General features: G+C 62.0%; 16 protein-coding genes and 1 tRNA gene. 14 read left to right on the forward strand and 3 right to left on the reverse strand.

Annotated elements, in window-relative coordinates; genetic code table 11:
• Window positions 1-49 precede the first annotated feature (49 nt).
• From A1351_RS16160 to A1351_RS16190, 7 genes are all read left to right on the forward strand, one after another.
• Window positions 50-664: a hypothetical protein gene (locus tag A1351_RS16160; protein ID WP_064033467.1), complete on the forward strand. Its 615-nt coding sequence runs from the start codon at window positions 50-52 to the stop codon at window positions 662-664.
• Window positions 664-1,251, forward strand: coding sequence for a hypothetical protein (locus A1351_RS16165; protein ID WP_157096342.1), 588 nt, complete (start codon window positions 664-666; stop codon window positions 1,249-1,251). The genes A1351_RS16160 and A1351_RS16165 overlap by 1 nt, the downstream gene beginning before the upstream one ends.
• Before the next feature lie 148 nt (window positions 1,252-1,399).
• Window positions 1,400-1,612: a hypothetical protein gene (locus tag A1351_RS24850; RefSeq protein WP_157096343.1), complete on the forward strand. Its 213-nt coding sequence runs from the start codon at window positions 1,400-1,402 to the stop codon at window positions 1,610-1,612.
• 1 nt (window position 1,613) lies between these two features.
• On the forward strand, window positions 1,614-3,569 hold the full coding sequence (locus tag A1351_RS16175) for a hypothetical protein (RefSeq protein WP_064033470.1): 1,956 nt from the start codon (window positions 1,614-1,616) through the stop codon (window positions 3,567-3,569).
• Window positions 3,570-3,612: 43 nt separating this feature from the next.
• Complete coding sequence (locus A1351_RS16180; RefSeq protein WP_064033471.1) at window positions 3,613-6,135, forward strand: hypothetical protein; 2,523 nt, start codon at window positions 3,613-3,615, stop codon at window positions 6,133-6,135.
• 11 nt (window positions 6,136-6,146) lie between these two features.
• Window positions 6,147-7,073, forward strand: coding sequence for a hypothetical protein (locus tag A1351_RS16185; protein ID WP_157096344.1), 927 nt, complete (start codon window positions 6,147-6,149; stop codon window positions 7,071-7,073).
• Window positions 7,070-7,405, forward strand: coding sequence for a hypothetical protein (locus tag A1351_RS16190; RefSeq protein WP_157096345.1), 336 nt, complete (start codon window positions 7,070-7,072; stop codon window positions 7,403-7,405). Before A1351_RS16185 ends, A1351_RS16190 begins: the two co-directional genes overlap by 4 nt.
• 20 nt (window positions 7,406-7,425) lie before the next feature.
• On the opposite strand, the gene A1351_RS16195 is transcribed toward A1351_RS16190, so the two are convergent.
• On the reverse strand, window positions 7,426-8,658 hold the full coding sequence (locus A1351_RS16195; protein ID WP_083967374.1) for an acyltransferase: 1,233 nt from the start codon (window positions 8,656-8,658) through the stop codon (window positions 7,426-7,428).
• Between the two features lie 120 nt (window positions 8,659-8,778).
• On the opposite strand from A1351_RS16195, the gene A1351_RS16200 reads away from it, so the two are divergent.
• The 6 genes from A1351_RS16200 (at window position 8,779) to A1351_RS16220 (ending at window position 11,379) form a co-directional block, all read left to right on the forward strand.
• Entirely contained in the window at window positions 8,779-9,039 is a 261-nt protein-coding gene (locus A1351_RS16200; protein ID WP_064033475.1) for a hypothetical protein, read from the forward strand.
• Between the two features lie 173 nt (window positions 9,040-9,212).
• The gene (locus tag A1351_RS16205) at window positions 9,213-10,160 is read left to right on the forward strand and encodes an N-acetylmuramidase family protein (RefSeq protein ID WP_064033476.1); all 948 of its coding nucleotides are present in this window, start codon (window positions 9,213-9,215) and stop codon (window positions 10,158-10,160) included.
• Window positions 10,161-10,165: 5 nt separating this feature from the next.
• Window positions 10,166-10,294 (forward strand): hypothetical protein, encoded by a 129-nt coding sequence (locus tag A1351_RS26015; protein ID WP_256388648.1) that lies wholly within the window; start codon window positions 10,166-10,168, stop codon window positions 10,292-10,294.
• Between the two features lie 9 nt (window positions 10,295-10,303).
• A complete protein-coding gene (locus A1351_RS16210; protein WP_064033477.1) occupies window positions 10,304-10,690 on the forward strand; it encodes a hypothetical protein in 387 nt (128 codons plus the stop codon).
• A gap of 16 nt (window positions 10,691-10,706) precedes the next feature.
• Window positions 10,707-10,925: a hypothetical protein gene (locus A1351_RS16215; RefSeq protein WP_157096346.1), complete on the forward strand. Its 219-nt coding sequence runs from the start codon at window positions 10,707-10,709 to the stop codon at window positions 10,923-10,925.
• Complete coding sequence (locus tag A1351_RS16220; protein WP_157096347.1) at window positions 10,885-11,379, forward strand: hypothetical protein; 495 nt, start codon at window positions 10,885-10,887, stop codon at window positions 11,377-11,379. The genes A1351_RS16215 and A1351_RS16220 overlap by 41 nt, the downstream gene beginning before the upstream one ends.
• Before the next feature lie 213 nt (window positions 11,380-11,592).
• On the opposite strand, the gene A1351_RS16225 is transcribed toward A1351_RS16220, so the two are convergent.
• Both A1351_RS16225 and A1351_RS16230 read right to left on the reverse strand, forming a co-directional pair.
• Window positions 11,593-11,670: transfer RNA gene (locus A1351_RS16225), tRNA-Pro, on the reverse strand.
• Window positions 11,671-11,737: 67 nt separating this feature from the next.
• On the reverse strand, window positions 11,738-12,337 hold the full coding sequence (locus A1351_RS16230) for a MerR family transcriptional regulator (protein WP_064033480.1): 600 nt from the start codon (window positions 12,335-12,337) through the stop codon (window positions 11,738-11,740).
• A gap of 178 nt (window positions 12,338-12,515) precedes the next feature.
• On the opposite strand from A1351_RS16230, the gene A1351_RS16235 reads away from it, so the two are divergent.
• Entirely contained in the window at window positions 12,516-13,616 is a 1,101-nt protein-coding gene (locus tag A1351_RS16235) for a COX15/CtaA family protein (protein WP_064033481.1), read from the forward strand.
• Window positions 13,617-13,622: the final 6 nt, after the last annotated feature.

Here is a 13,622-nt window from a genome sequence, read left to right on the forward strand (position 1 = left end):
GCTTCCCCGCTGGCCGCGAGAGCTTGCGCCTGCGGGCGTCGAGCCAATAGTGGAGGCTCCATTCCTGCAAGGGCCTCGTCCCGCCATCGGCGCCGCGCCGCGCGTGCGCAACGACTCCGGGGCTTGGGTGTTCCGTCTCGTCGACATGACCTTGCACGATTGGAAAATCCTCGCCTATCGGGCAATTCTGCTGCGCATCATGGCGACGAGCGGCGCGCTCTATCTGCCCTTGTGGGATTGGCGGCGCGCGCCGGTGTCGCCATTGCCCGGCGTCGGCTTTTCCGACGGCGCGGACTTTTCCGATTCCTCGCTTTTCGCATCGGCCGCGCCGGCGGGATTGGTCGCGGCGGCGGCCGAGCAAATGACGACGCGCTTTCGCATGACGCCGCCGAGCAGCGCGAATCTTTCCGCAGGCCAATTCATCGGGCTCGGCGAGCGCGGCTATGGAATATTCGATCTAGAGGATATTGCCGGCGGCGATGACAAAATGGTCTCGATATGGCCTCCGCTACGCGAAGCGTTGGCGGTCGGCGACGAGGTCGAGCTCTATGATCCGGTGATCCGCGTGCGCGTCGATATTACGCAAGCGCGCACGTCGCTCGGGGCGCTCAACCTCGGCCGGCGCGGCGTCGTCACACTCGAATTCGTCGAGGATAGCTGGTGATGATGGAGTTCGATGACTGGCTCGCCATGCAGGATAAGCATGCGACGCCGCATATGACGCTCGGCTTCACCTTTTATTTCAAGAGCGAGACGATGCATGTGTGGCCCGGGCGATATTCGCTCGACGCCGGCAGCCGCGTTTTTCTCGGCGCCAACGCCACAGGCGCCATCGGCTCGATCAGCAATCTCGAATTCGGCTATGGACGCCCGAAAGAGACGACGACGCTCGTCATGTCCGGGCTCGACCAACGCTATTTCGCGCTCGCCGAAAACCAGGATTCGGAAGTGCGTGGGCGCAAGGCCGAAATATTCATCCTTGCTTTCGGGACTGGCGTTCTCGGCGAGGAATGGAAGCTCGCCGCTGTGAGCCTCGAGGCGACGCGCGAAATGGACAAGCTATCCTCGTCCCTGAACCACGACGAGGGAACGTCGACGATCACGCTCACCATGCAGCCGCTCGGCTCTATGCGCTGGCGGCCCGCGCATGGCCTCATCACCGATGAAGATCAACGCGCGAGATTTCCGGGCGACCGAGGACTCGAGCGCGTGGGGCTGGTGCAATATTCGCGACCGCTCGATTTCTCCTGACGCCGCCGGCGACGTGCTCGCCTTTTTCGAGGCCTACCCGCTTCGTCCGGACACTCTTTGCAGCGAGCCCGTCGCGGACTGCCTGCGGGCGCGGGGCGTCGTTGTCCCCTTCTCTCGCCGGCGGCAGGCCGCGCTCTGGCGCCGAGGCATGCTGCTCGGCGCTCACGCCGCTGCCAGAGCGCTCGGCGCTCGCGAAATCACGCCGAGCGACGCCTCAGAGGGTGATGTGGCGCTCATCGCTCAGCGCGACCAGGCGCCCGCGCTGGCCATGCGTGCGCGCCATGCCTATGTCGCCGCCTCTTTCGGGCGTCTGCTCATTATTTGCGAGCCCGTCGTGCTCGCCACATGGAGAATCGGCTGAAATGCCGCAGCTGCTCGTTCCATTGATCGCCGGCTCGATCGTCACGGCGTTCGGCGCCGGCGCGGCCGTGATCGTGCCGATCATCGGCGCGTCGATCGCGGAGATTGCGGCCTCGGTCATCGTCACCGGCGCGCTCGCCGGCGCCGCGTTGGCGCTTACGCCGCGCCATCGCCAGCAGGGCCAGCTGCCGCAAGTGCCGCCATCGCAGACGATGATGACGCGCGCCTCGCCTGTCGCCAATCGCTTCTATGGCTTCGGGCTCGTTTCGGACGGCGGCGACTTCACGGTCTACGAGCTGGAAAATGGATGGCTCGGCATGGCCGCCGTCGTCGATTGTGGTCCGATCGATGGCATAGAGGCGTGGTACTGCGACAATGAGCTGTTGCCGCTCTCCTCCGGCCCTGCAGCCTATGCCTATGGCGCGCCAATAACGGGGATTGGAAGCGTCGACTTCGGCGAAGGCGTGCAGTGGCCGCACTCCGGAATCAAATATACGCAGCGTTTTTCCTACATCTATTGGCAGGGCCAGGTGCAGCAGCTGCCGATCGGCTGGGCTCCGAGCGTCTTCGTCGAGTTTCGAACCGCGACCGCCGCCGGAAGGCCCTCGACGCTTTTGCGCGAGTTCTTCGGCGATCATCCGCTCGGCGTGCGGCCCGATTACGCCTCGACCGTCATCAATTGGGGCGCCGACCATAAATGCTGCGGCCTCTCGATGGCCTATATGGTGGCGACGAAATATCAGACGATCGACCGCTTCAAAGTCTACCCCGAAGGCTTCCCGAAGTGGCGTTACGTTCGGCGCGCGGCGCTCGCTTATGATCCGCGCGACCCCGAGCAATCCTTCGCAGATAAGTCCACGTGGAAATATTCGCGCAATCCGGCGATCTGCCGCGCCTGGCACCGCACGCATGAGGCGGGCTTCCGCAACACGGAAGATGAGATCGACTGGGATAGTTTCGCTGTCGCGGCCGATCGCTGCGATCAGCCCACGCTAGATTTCTACGGCGACAATGAGCCTTGGGCGCGCTGCGACATGCAGTTCAACACAGCGGAGGAGCGTCGCGCCGTCGAGGATCGCATCGATATCTCTTGTGATGGATTCTTCTATCAGAACGAATATGGGAAATGGGCTTATCTGATCTATGACGATCAAGAGCCGGACGTCGTTTTCACCATGCGTGACATCTCCGCAGTCATGCGCGACCCGTCTGGCGGCGCTTATTCGACCTCATCCAAATTCGTCGGCATTTATGTCGAGCCGCGAATGAATTTCCAGAACAATGACGCGCCGGCGGTATTCGATGACGCCGCCTACGCCGACATTGGCGAGCAGGTGTCGCAGCTTCAGCACGAAGCGATACAGAGCTTCTCGCAGAGCTTTCGCCTCGCACATCGCACGATGCGCCGCGTCAATTGCCTTTCCAAGCGCACGATCATCGGAGGCTGGTCTCTGCTTCGGGCAAGGCGCAAGCTCGTCGTTCGTTTCGATTGCCCGGAGATCGGACTTGTCGGAAAGTTTTGGATCGATGGGCCGCTCGATATGACCCCGCAGCTCCATCGCGTCACGTTGAAAGTGATCGGCCTCGCCGATGATGCGTTCAGCAATGTCTCTCCGCCGAATGATCCTGTGAATCCGACTGTGGCCGTGCCTGTTCCGGCCGGACCCGCGATCGACAAGGCGGACACGCCGACGCTTTCGGAGGTGACGGTCGCGGGCCAGAAATTCATCCAAATGTCGATCTCCGATCCGGGGAACGACACGCTTATCCCGCATTTCCACTATCGCCGCGTGACGACGCCGGAAAGCGCGTGGTCGATCGCGGACACTGTCCTCGGCCGCTGGGAGCGCGAAACCGATGCGCTCGTGCTGGGGACCTATCAGGTCGAGGCCTGGCTCTCGTCTCCCTATGGCGAAGTCAGCCCGATTTCGGACATGGCGACGATCGTCGTCTCCTGACCGTCCCCTCTTTTCCTTGTCGCCTCCATAATCCGAGGATCGCATGTCGACGCGCGAACAAACCGCCAATCAGGTGTTCCGGGATTACAAAACCGATGGCGTCCCGTCGAGCGGGCCGCACGAGCCGCGGAAGCCGGAAATCCGCGCCTACGAAAATCTGCTCAACGCAGCGATCGATATGGCGCTCTCGGGGCAGGTCACCGCGTTTCTGCCTCACGAGACGGCCGCGGCGCTGAACGCCGACCTTGCGCATGCGGCCGACGCCTACGCGGTTGTCTTCGCGGATTCGACCGGCGCCAATAATGGCGTCTATAAAAAAATCGGCGCGTCCGGCTCTGGCAGCTGGTCGCAGATTTCGAGCTTTGTTCTCGGATATGTGTCGCCGCTCGCGCTCGGCTCTGTGTCGCTGGTCACGGATCCGTCGAATATAGTGGTGTCGATCACAGGCCCAGTCACAGCGCCGATGCTCAATTTGGCGCTGTTCCGCGGGACGAAAATTTGGCCGATGAACAATGCGGCGCCGTCGCATGCCATTGGCGTCGACGGCGACTTTGCGATCGATATCGCGACTTATGCTGTTTACGGGCCAAAGACCAGCGGAGTGTGGCCTGCCCCTATCACTACAGCCGCTGCCGCTGCAGTAGCCGCCCAGGGGAGCGCCGCTACTTCAGCGAGCTTGGCGAACGCAGCGGCGTTGAGCGCCGCAGCGTCAGAATCGATGGCGGAGCTGGTCGCGGCCTACGCATCGGCGGCCGGGATTGCAGGCGTCTTCCTGTCAAAATCCGATGCGGATTCGGGCGTCGCTCCCTTCGCAAATGGCCAATTCATCGAGGTCTTGGTCGATGAAACGCACGGCGACGCGCGCACGATCTATAAGAAGGTCGCAGGATCGTTGTCGTATCAAGTGACGATTAGCCAGTATCTCGACAATAGATATCCGATAGTGCTCACCCCAGAACAATTTGCCAGCGCCATGGTCGACCCGACGGATTGGGGTCCGGCTTTCACGGCGGCTTACGCAACAGCAGAAACGACCAGGGACGGAGCGCACTCCGCCGTGGAGATATCGCTTAAGCCCGGTAAGTCCTATCGAATAAAAACACCCGTCACCGTGAAAGAATACGTCGCGGTGGCCGGTAATGGAGCCATTATCAAGGGACCGATCGTTGGCGCGGAGGTTATATCTGCATCGAACAGCCCCGCAGTCCCCGCGGCGAATGATGTCGCGGGCCAAACTGCAGGTGCATGCTTCATCGACGGACTTACGGACGGAACAGTCTACGGGCTCAAGTTTAAAAACCTGCATGTGCAAGGATTCCGGTATGGCATGTGCTCGACGGCGCTGAGCTGGACTGGCCCCGTTTTTGAGGATGTCTTTTTTGAAAATTGCAATATTGGGTTCTTCCCCTACCAGGGCTCTATGGGCGCCGTGTTCAAACGATCGCAGTCTGGCGGGCCTGCAGGTGGAACGACATTTGTCGGCGGAGCTACCTGTTTCGATGCGACGCACCCGTTTAAAAATCGTGACAATTATTTTGTCGATGGACTTTTCTACGATAGCGACGGTGTCCGAGACGAGTCGCATCGCAACCCGACATTTGACGCATGGTTTAGCGCGGCGGTCTTTCGGCCCGGGGCCACGTCTGTGACGGCAGGCGGCAACTTCGTTTATCCGTGGAGCGATGAGGCCTCCGTTTCGGTTTCCGGTCGCAACATTTTTGCGCCGCAGCGCAATAATCGCGGCCAATACGGCTGGCATATAGGTTCGGCGACAGCTACGGTTGGCGATTTCGGTTTCGCAAACATCGCCAATCCACAGTTCTGCTCGATTGCGAACATCGGAGGCGAGTTATTGTTTTCGGCCGGCCCGGAGGCGGTGCTCTATGTGCCGTTGACGGGAGTTGGGCCACTGGAGTCTGAGTTCAGGAACATCGACGCTACGTCGGTTACAAACACTGCTTCGGCTGCTATCCAAGTAGTTGCGGCGCCCGGCGCGCCGACTAGCAACTTCACCGGGACCCGCATCAGTGGCGGCATCATTGGAGCGGAGCATTTTGGCGCTCTCGATCCGCAGGCCATAGACAGATATCGAGGACGCTACGACGCGCCAATTTGCACGCTCCCGCTTGCGGCGATCACCTCGACGACGGTGTCTCCATCTGCCAATAAGACTTATTATTTTCGATTGGATCGCGGCGGGCAGGTCAGCAATTTCGGCATCCACTTCGTCAATTCTGTCGGAAACTTCTCGCTAGCGATCCACCGGAATATTGGCACTGACGTCGACGCAAAGCCAGGCGCTCCGCTTTATCTGACTGGATCGCAAGCAGTGTCTGTCGGGTTTCATCAAATTTCGATGGGTGCGACATACACGCCGCGGGAGGGTGATTGGGTGTCGGTCTCGTTCGACAACGCGGGCACGCAGGTCGTGGGCATGGCGTTTAATCTCTTGGATTCAGGACTATGCCTCGGCGCATGTGGATATGAAAGCGGGTTCAAGACGTCGTCGTGGACCCCAAACCCGGCATATGGCCTGGCGATCGTGCCGGCAATCACGCTCTTTTGAGAGGGAGTCCCATGCTCAGTCTCAGGCTATCTCTGCCGTCTGTGGCCACGCTTTCTCAGGGCGTGCGGCTGGCCTACTGGGATGCTCTCACGGTCTCCGCGCTCCCGTCGTGGCTGACGCTCACCCGCGCGACGACGGGGACCTATTTCGACGCCTCGGCCGTGATGCAGAGCGCGGCGATCAATGCAGCGAGGTTCGACCATAATCCGTTGACGGGCGCGGCGCTCGGTGTCCTATGCGAGTCGAGTCGGACAAACTTGATGGCGAATTCCGATGAGCCTGGGTCCTGGACCCCGTCATATCAGAATGCGACCAAGGGGAGCGTGATCGTCGGCCCCAATGGAGCGACGAGCGCACGGAGGATCACTTTTGGCGCTGCGGATTATTTCTATGGCCGCACGAGCGCGAGCTATGCGCCTGCGGCTTATACGGGCAGTGTTCATGTGCGTTCGGCCGGCAAATCATCTATCTGTGTCCGCATAGACGCTACCGCTAATGGGTCAAACGATTTCAGGGCGCAGGTCGCCATCGCCTCCGCGTGGGTTCGACCGGCGCGGACGTTCGCGCTGGCGGCGACAGATACGATCGATCTAGGATTCGACAATAGGGTCGGCAACGGTGGCGACGGAATAGCCGGCGCGCTCGACGCGTTCGGCGGTCAAATCGAGGCCGGCGCATTCGCGAGCTCATATATACCGACATCTGGTGTGCCGGTTACGCGTGCTGCCGATGCGCTCTCTATCGCCGCCGGCTACTCCGGCAATCCAATCATCGTCGAGACGCAGAGCGTCGCGACAGGGGCGCTCTCTCGCACGCTCTACAATCCCGGCTCGGGCATTTCGGCGCTCGCCGATGTGTGGCTGCGCAAGGCGGCGGTCTACAGGATTGGCGCGCCAGCCGGCGTGCTCAACGCGATCGTCGCGGGAGGCGCGTGGTGACAGATTATCTCGCATGGGCGGCCGATGAGGCCGCGATGATCGCCGCCTTCGAGCTGCTCGGTGTATGGCGCGATGGCGCGCTGGTGACGACGGGCCGCTCGACCGCGGGGGCGACATGGGCGATCGACTATTTCCGCGACTGGCCCGCACCGACGGGCGAGACGACGCCTGGGCTCGGCGGAGAGCTTGTGCCGGTCATGGCCGCCAAGCCGGGCGTCTATGCGCTGCTCCGCTGGCTGCCGGCGGATGGCGAGGGGTCGCCTCCGCCGCCGCCGGGGATCACGTTGACGACGCCGCTCCCGGACGATTGCCCGCGTCGCTGGGCTGACTGAAGCGACGTTCCCTCAATGGATTAAATTGGTTGTCCAGCCGTAGTTTTCCTCAAGCTGTCACTCGCCAGGCTCCGACCAAATTCGATTGTTGGTTTTTCCAAGAAGATGTAGGAGAGCGAAGCCAATGCAAGAACGAATAATCCCATCAACGGCAGAACGATAACAAAGGCCAATGTGTCTAAGGAGTTCAGTAAGCCAAGCTTCTTGGACATGTAAAAGGTCGACCAAAGAACAAGTCCGTGGATCAGATATATGCCATAGCTTATGTCTCCCATCCAAATTGCCGCTCGTGTCTTGAGTAGGCCGAAAATCGACAAGCCACCAACTGCTGCGAGAAAGAAAAACAGGGTCACGGCGATGGCAATCGCGTTACCGCTATCGGTCATAAAGCCCAAAATCACGAGCGAGAGAGCCGCCGCAATATGGAACGGTCGCGACGAAATCAACAGCCGTCCTGTATGGTTCTCATAGGTGAAGGCCGCTATAATGCCGCACAGGAAATGCGCCAGACAAAGCGGGCCGCCGTGCAAACCGCCACGCAACTGGCCGAAGGCGACGAGTCCGATCAGAGATATAAAATAGAAGACCAGCAACCGATTGCGAGACAACACTCTCGAGGTCAAGAATATCAAGGGCAACCCGACGACATAGAATATCCACTCAAAACGAAGTGACCAGTTCACGCCCGCTATGAGCGTCCAGCTATTTTCCATGCCGTTGATTCCCGGTCGGCCGAAGCAGACGAATGCGAGCCATTGACCAAATTCCATCAGGAATTCTGATGGCGGCACATGAAGCTGGAAGCCTGATAGGGCAAACACCGCTGCAAACACAACCACAACGACGACGGCGTAAAGAGGTGTGAGCCTTGCGACGCGCGAGATGTAAAGTGCTTGCCACCTGACGGTGGGAGCAGAACATTTTTCTGTAAACAGGAAGCCTGTGATCATAAAAAACAGGGCGACGGTCGATTGTCCGAGCTGGTTTAAAACAGGGTTTTCACTCCACTGCCAGGTTCCGGTATTGAAATAGACGAAGCCAACAATTGAGTGATGAGCCATAACGCCAAATGCAAGCAATCCGCGAAGCCCGTCTAAGGAGACATATCTATTACCCGATTGAGTAGACGCAAGTCTGACGGATTTAGATGCTCTACACAAAATATTAGAAGACATCACCATAATTGCATAAAAAAATACAAACAACAAAAACATATAAAGAGATGACGCGTATACATCGCTAATGATTTTCATAATTCGATAGCCTTCATATTTAACTCAGTTTCTCGACCGAAGAAATTAAGACACTCCCATCATAAATGCAAGCCGCCATCAACCCACACGCCCAACAACGGAAGCTGCGAAAGGTGAACCATGTCCGTCGACCATTTCAACGCTCATGCGCAGGGCCTCTCGAGCCCCGCGACGAAGCATTTCACGCTCGTCGCGTCGGACGCTAACGACCTCGCGGTGATCCCGCGCGCGGTCTACGTCAATGTCGGCGGCGTCGCGGTGATCCGGGACGTCGCCGGAACCGAGATCGCCTACAACGTCAACCAGGGCCAGGTGCTCCCCTTCCGCGGCGTGCGGCTCCTCTCCACCGGCACGACGGCCACGCTCATCGGGTGGGAGTGACCCTTTTTCAGTTTGTGGGGGTCGAACTCGTGCAAATTCTGCATGGGTCGGCGCGATCGAAGTAACGCGCGCGCCATAGCGTCTTTCAAATCGCATCGCTGAATTCCTCGCTCCGCTCACGCGCCGCGTGAGCGCTATCGCGCGCCTATGCGCGCTCTTACCAAAGGTGAAACATGACGAATTTTTCCGGCGTGGCGCGGCGGATGTCCGCGCTCGACATCGAACAGGCGGCGGGCAAGATCGGATGCGAAGTCGCCGCATTGCGTGCGGTTCTCGCGGTCGAGAGCCGCGGCTCCGGGTTCGACGCGAAGAAGCGGCCGATCATTCTTTTCGAGCCGCATGTGTTTTGGCGAAACCTCACACCCAACGATCAGCGCCTGGACGCGTGGCGAGCCGGACTCGCCTATGAGAAGTGGGGCACGAAGCCCTACGCGAAAACGAGCGATGGCAATTATGATCGCCTCGCCCGCGCCATCGCGATCGATGAAGAGTGCGCCTATCGCGCCGTCTCGATCGGTCTCGGTCAGGTGCTCGGCGAGAATTACGACGCCGCCGGCTATCCGAGCGCGCGCGCGATGTTTGCGGCGGCCACGGAAAGCGAGGCGGCGCAGCTCGGGCAGATGATCGGTTTCATCGAACACAATCACCTCGACGACGAGTTGCGGCGCAAGGACTGGAAGGGCTTCGCACGCGGCTACAATGGGCCGGGGCAAGTCGAAAAATATTCCGGGCTGCTCGCCAAGGCTTACCAGAAATGGGCGAAGGTCGCCGCCGTGCCGCGCGAACAGACGACGGCGAAAGAGCTTCGCGCCTCCGGCTCGCGGACGATCGCCGGCGCCGATCGCGCGCAGCAGGGCGTTTCTGGCGTCGTGGTGACGGGCGGCGCTGCAGCCGGTCTCGAAGCCGCGCCAGCCGTGCTCGATAAGCTACAGGAGGCGGCGACGGCGCTGCAAAGCAACGTCGGCGTGCTGGAGGTCCTGCAGACATACTGGAGGCCCTTGGCCGCGATCACGCTCATCGCCTTGATGGCCTATTTCGTCTGGCGCGCCTGGCGCGGAGCGTCGCTGGTCAAGGCGGCGCGCGTCGACGACGCCGCCTCCGGCCTCAATATCGGGAGGTGAGCGCCATGCTCGAAATCGTCAAAACCGCGGCCGAGATCATCGGAGAATTGGTTGCGATCGGCCTCGCCGTCTGCATAGGCGGCCTGCTGCTCTACGTCGGATGGCTCGCCATCCGCCGTAAGTCGATCAATTGAGGGCGCGCCATGCCGATCCTCGCCCTCCTCCCCATGCTGCTCAAAGGCGCGCTCGACGCGCTCTCGGCGGCGGTCCGCACGCCGATCGGCGCGGCGGCGCTCGCCGTCGGCCTCACCTGGCTCGTCGTCGGCCATAATGAGCGGGCCGCCTGCTCGGCCCGTGCGGATGCGCTCCGCCTCGAGCTCCAACGCGCCGCCGATGCGGAACATGCACGGCGGGAATCTGCGATCGGCGCGGCCGAGGCCGCCGGCCGCGCCGAATCAGAGGGTCTCGCTCGCAAAAATCTCGATCTCGAAATCAGACTGAAGGAAGCCGCCGATGCGTCCGCCGCTCATGATCGCCGCCCTTGCCTCGATGCTGCTGACGTCATGCGCCTCGACCGGCTCGCCCGATAGCAGCCGGACCGAGCCCGTGCGCGAGCTGGCTACGAAGGAAGCCAACGCGCCCGGCGATCTCGACAAGCCCTGCGAGCGCCCGACCAGGCTGCCGCCGCGCGCGCTCGCCGCCGGCGAGGTCGAGCGCCTGTGGGGGCGCGACCGAGTGGCTCTGGTGAGCTGCGGCGATCGCCATGCGGCGAATGTTCGGTGGCGTGAGCGTCGGGATTTGGGGCTGGCAGGCGAATCGAAGTGAGGGCTGGACGGTGGCGCATGGCGAGGGGGATATGATCGGAATGCTCGATCGCGCGAAAGATTGGCTATTGCCGCTGGCAAGCGGGGCGACGCCGGCGGCCATCTTTGGATGGCTGGCGGGGCGCAAAAAGGCCGAGGCGGAAACGGCCAAAGTCGCCGCCGACGCAACCAAGGCGACGGCGGAGGCCTCCAAGGCGGAAGCCGAGGCCGATGCAGTCTATGCGGGCATTTTGAATGAGCGTTTCAAAGCGTTGATCGATGGCTATGAAAAGCGGATCGCCGATCTCACGGCCGAGGTCCACGGCCTGCGGGACGAGGTCAAGGCCTTGCGCCAGGTGCTCGACAGTCGCACGCGCGCCGAGGCCGAAGACGCCCGTCGGCGGGCGGGCCTCGCCGGCGGCGCGGCGGCGGTCTCAGCCGATGGCGATGTTCGAGATCTCGGCCGCATAGTCTGACGTTCCCGCCGAGCCGAAATCGAAAGCCCCGCTGGTCCGCCGGCGGGGCTTTTTTCTGTCTCGGGCCGACCGGAACAAGAGCAGAATCCCTGCGGGACTTTCTGCGGGACTTTTTGCGCCGCTGCGGGATTTTCGGGCGGTTATGTTCCGCTTTCGTGCGGAACGCCCAGCCTCTTCATTGGTCAGAATAACGCTATATTTCAAGCGCTTATATGGTCGGAGTGGCGGGATTCGAACCCACGACCCCTTGTCCCCCAGACAAGTGCGCTAACCGGGCTGCGCTACACTCCGATGGTCGCCCTTATAGAGGCCGGCGAAGCCGCTGGCAACGCATGACAGCGCAGAAGTAGCGAGGAATTCACCGCCGCGTCAGCTCCAGCATGCGCCGGCATTCGGCGAGATCGGCCAGAGCCTGCCGCAGCAGCCGCTCATCCTGCGGGCGCAGGCCGGCGGCCGGCGCCTCGGAAAGGCGCACGGCGGGCAGCGTCAGCATGGGCGGCGGCTCGCGCGCGGCCAGCGCGACCAGAGAGGTGGAGGCTCTCGGCGCTTCCTCCTCATCGATTTCCGACGCGTGAAAGGCGGATGGCGGCTTCGCCCGCGTCGGCGATTCGCCATAAGAGAAGAGCGGAGCCTCGGCCGCGTGCGGCTCGGGCTCGTCGAAATCGCCGCGCTCCGGCCCGGCGCCGCCGCGGGCGCTCTCGATCACCGCGCGCACGCCCTGCTCGCGCAACAGGCGCTGCACGCCTTTGATCGTATAGCCGCGGCCATAGAGCAAATGACGAATCGCCGCGACCAGCTCGACGTCGCGCGGCCGATAGTAGCGCCGTCCGCCGGCGCGCTTGACGGGCTCGATCTCGGAAAATCGCGTCTCCCAAAAGCGCAGCACATGCGGCGGAAGGTCGAGGCTCTCCGCGACCTCGCCGATCGTGCGGAAGGCGCCATCGGTCTTGGCGGTCAAAATCTGCGCTCCGCTCCCTGCCCGCGCGACGATTCGCGCGCTTCTATTTTCCTCCCTGACGTGGCGTTTTTCAGCCGGAAAATTCTCGCCCTCGGCGTTTCGGTCCCGCGGCCCCGTGGACAAGGGCGCGCGGCTCCCCTTAATTGGCATGCGAGAGCCTCTCACATCGAGCCGCCCCATGACCGACTGGATCCAATTTCCCGCTCCCACGCCCGCCATCGTCGCGCCGCCGAGCGAGGAGAGCGCGACCGATGTGCGCCTGTGGCTGCTCGTCATAGCGGCGCTCGTCTTCGCCATGGTGGTGGTGGGCGGCGCGACGCGGCTCACCGAATCGGGCCTCTCCATTACCGAATGGAAGCCGATAACGGGCGTTCTTCCACCACTCTCCGAGGCGCAATGGACAGCCGCCTTCGAGGATTACAAAAAAATCCCGCAGTATCGCGAGATGTTCCCGAACATGGACCTCGCGCAGTTCAAGACGATCTTCGCCTGGGAGTGGAGCCATCGTCTGCTCGGCCGCATCATCGGCTTCGCTTTCGCCGTTCCGCTCGCCTGGTTCTGGCTGCGTGGACGGCTGCCGAAAAGCGTGAAGCCGAAGCTCATCGGAATATTGGCGCTGGGCGCGCTGCAGGGCGGCGTCGGCTGGTGGATGGTGTCCTCCGGCCTCGTCAACCGCGTCGAGGTGGCGCAGGAGCGGCTCGCCATTCATCTGCTGCTCGCGGCCTTCATCTTCTCCGCATGTCTGTGGGTCGCGGGCGGGCTCGGCTATGGGACGCGCATCATCGTCGCGAGCGGGCGCCGGCGGCTCTCGTTTTTCGCAACGCTGCTGCTCATTCTCGTGCTCGTGCAGATCGGCGCGGGCGCGCTGGTCGCCGGGCTGCGCGCCGGCTACGCCTACAACACTTGGCCGCTGATGGACGACAGCTTCGTTCCGCCCTCGGACGAGCTGCTGCGGCTCTCGCCCTGGTGGAGCAATCTCGTCGACAATGTCGCGCTGGTGCAATTCGATCATCGCATGATCGCTTATGTATTGCTCGCGCTGTCACTGTTTCATCTCATCGACGCGGCCGGCACGGCGGGCGGCCGCGCCGCGCGTGGCGCCGGGCTTTTGTTCGGCCATGTGAGCGCGCAAGTCGTGCTCGGCATAACGACGCTTCTGCTCGTCGTGCCGCTGTGGGCCGGCCTCACGCATCAGGCGCTGGCGATGGGCGTGCTGGCTGTAGCGACGCTGCATGCGCGTCGTCTGCACACGGCCGAGGCCCCGGCAGACGACGACTGACGTCGA

This window comes from Methylosinus sp. R-45379, assembly GCF_001644125.1.
In the GTDB taxonomy this organism is placed as follows: domain Bacteria; phylum Pseudomonadota; class Alphaproteobacteria; order Rhizobiales; family Beijerinckiaceae; genus Methylosinus.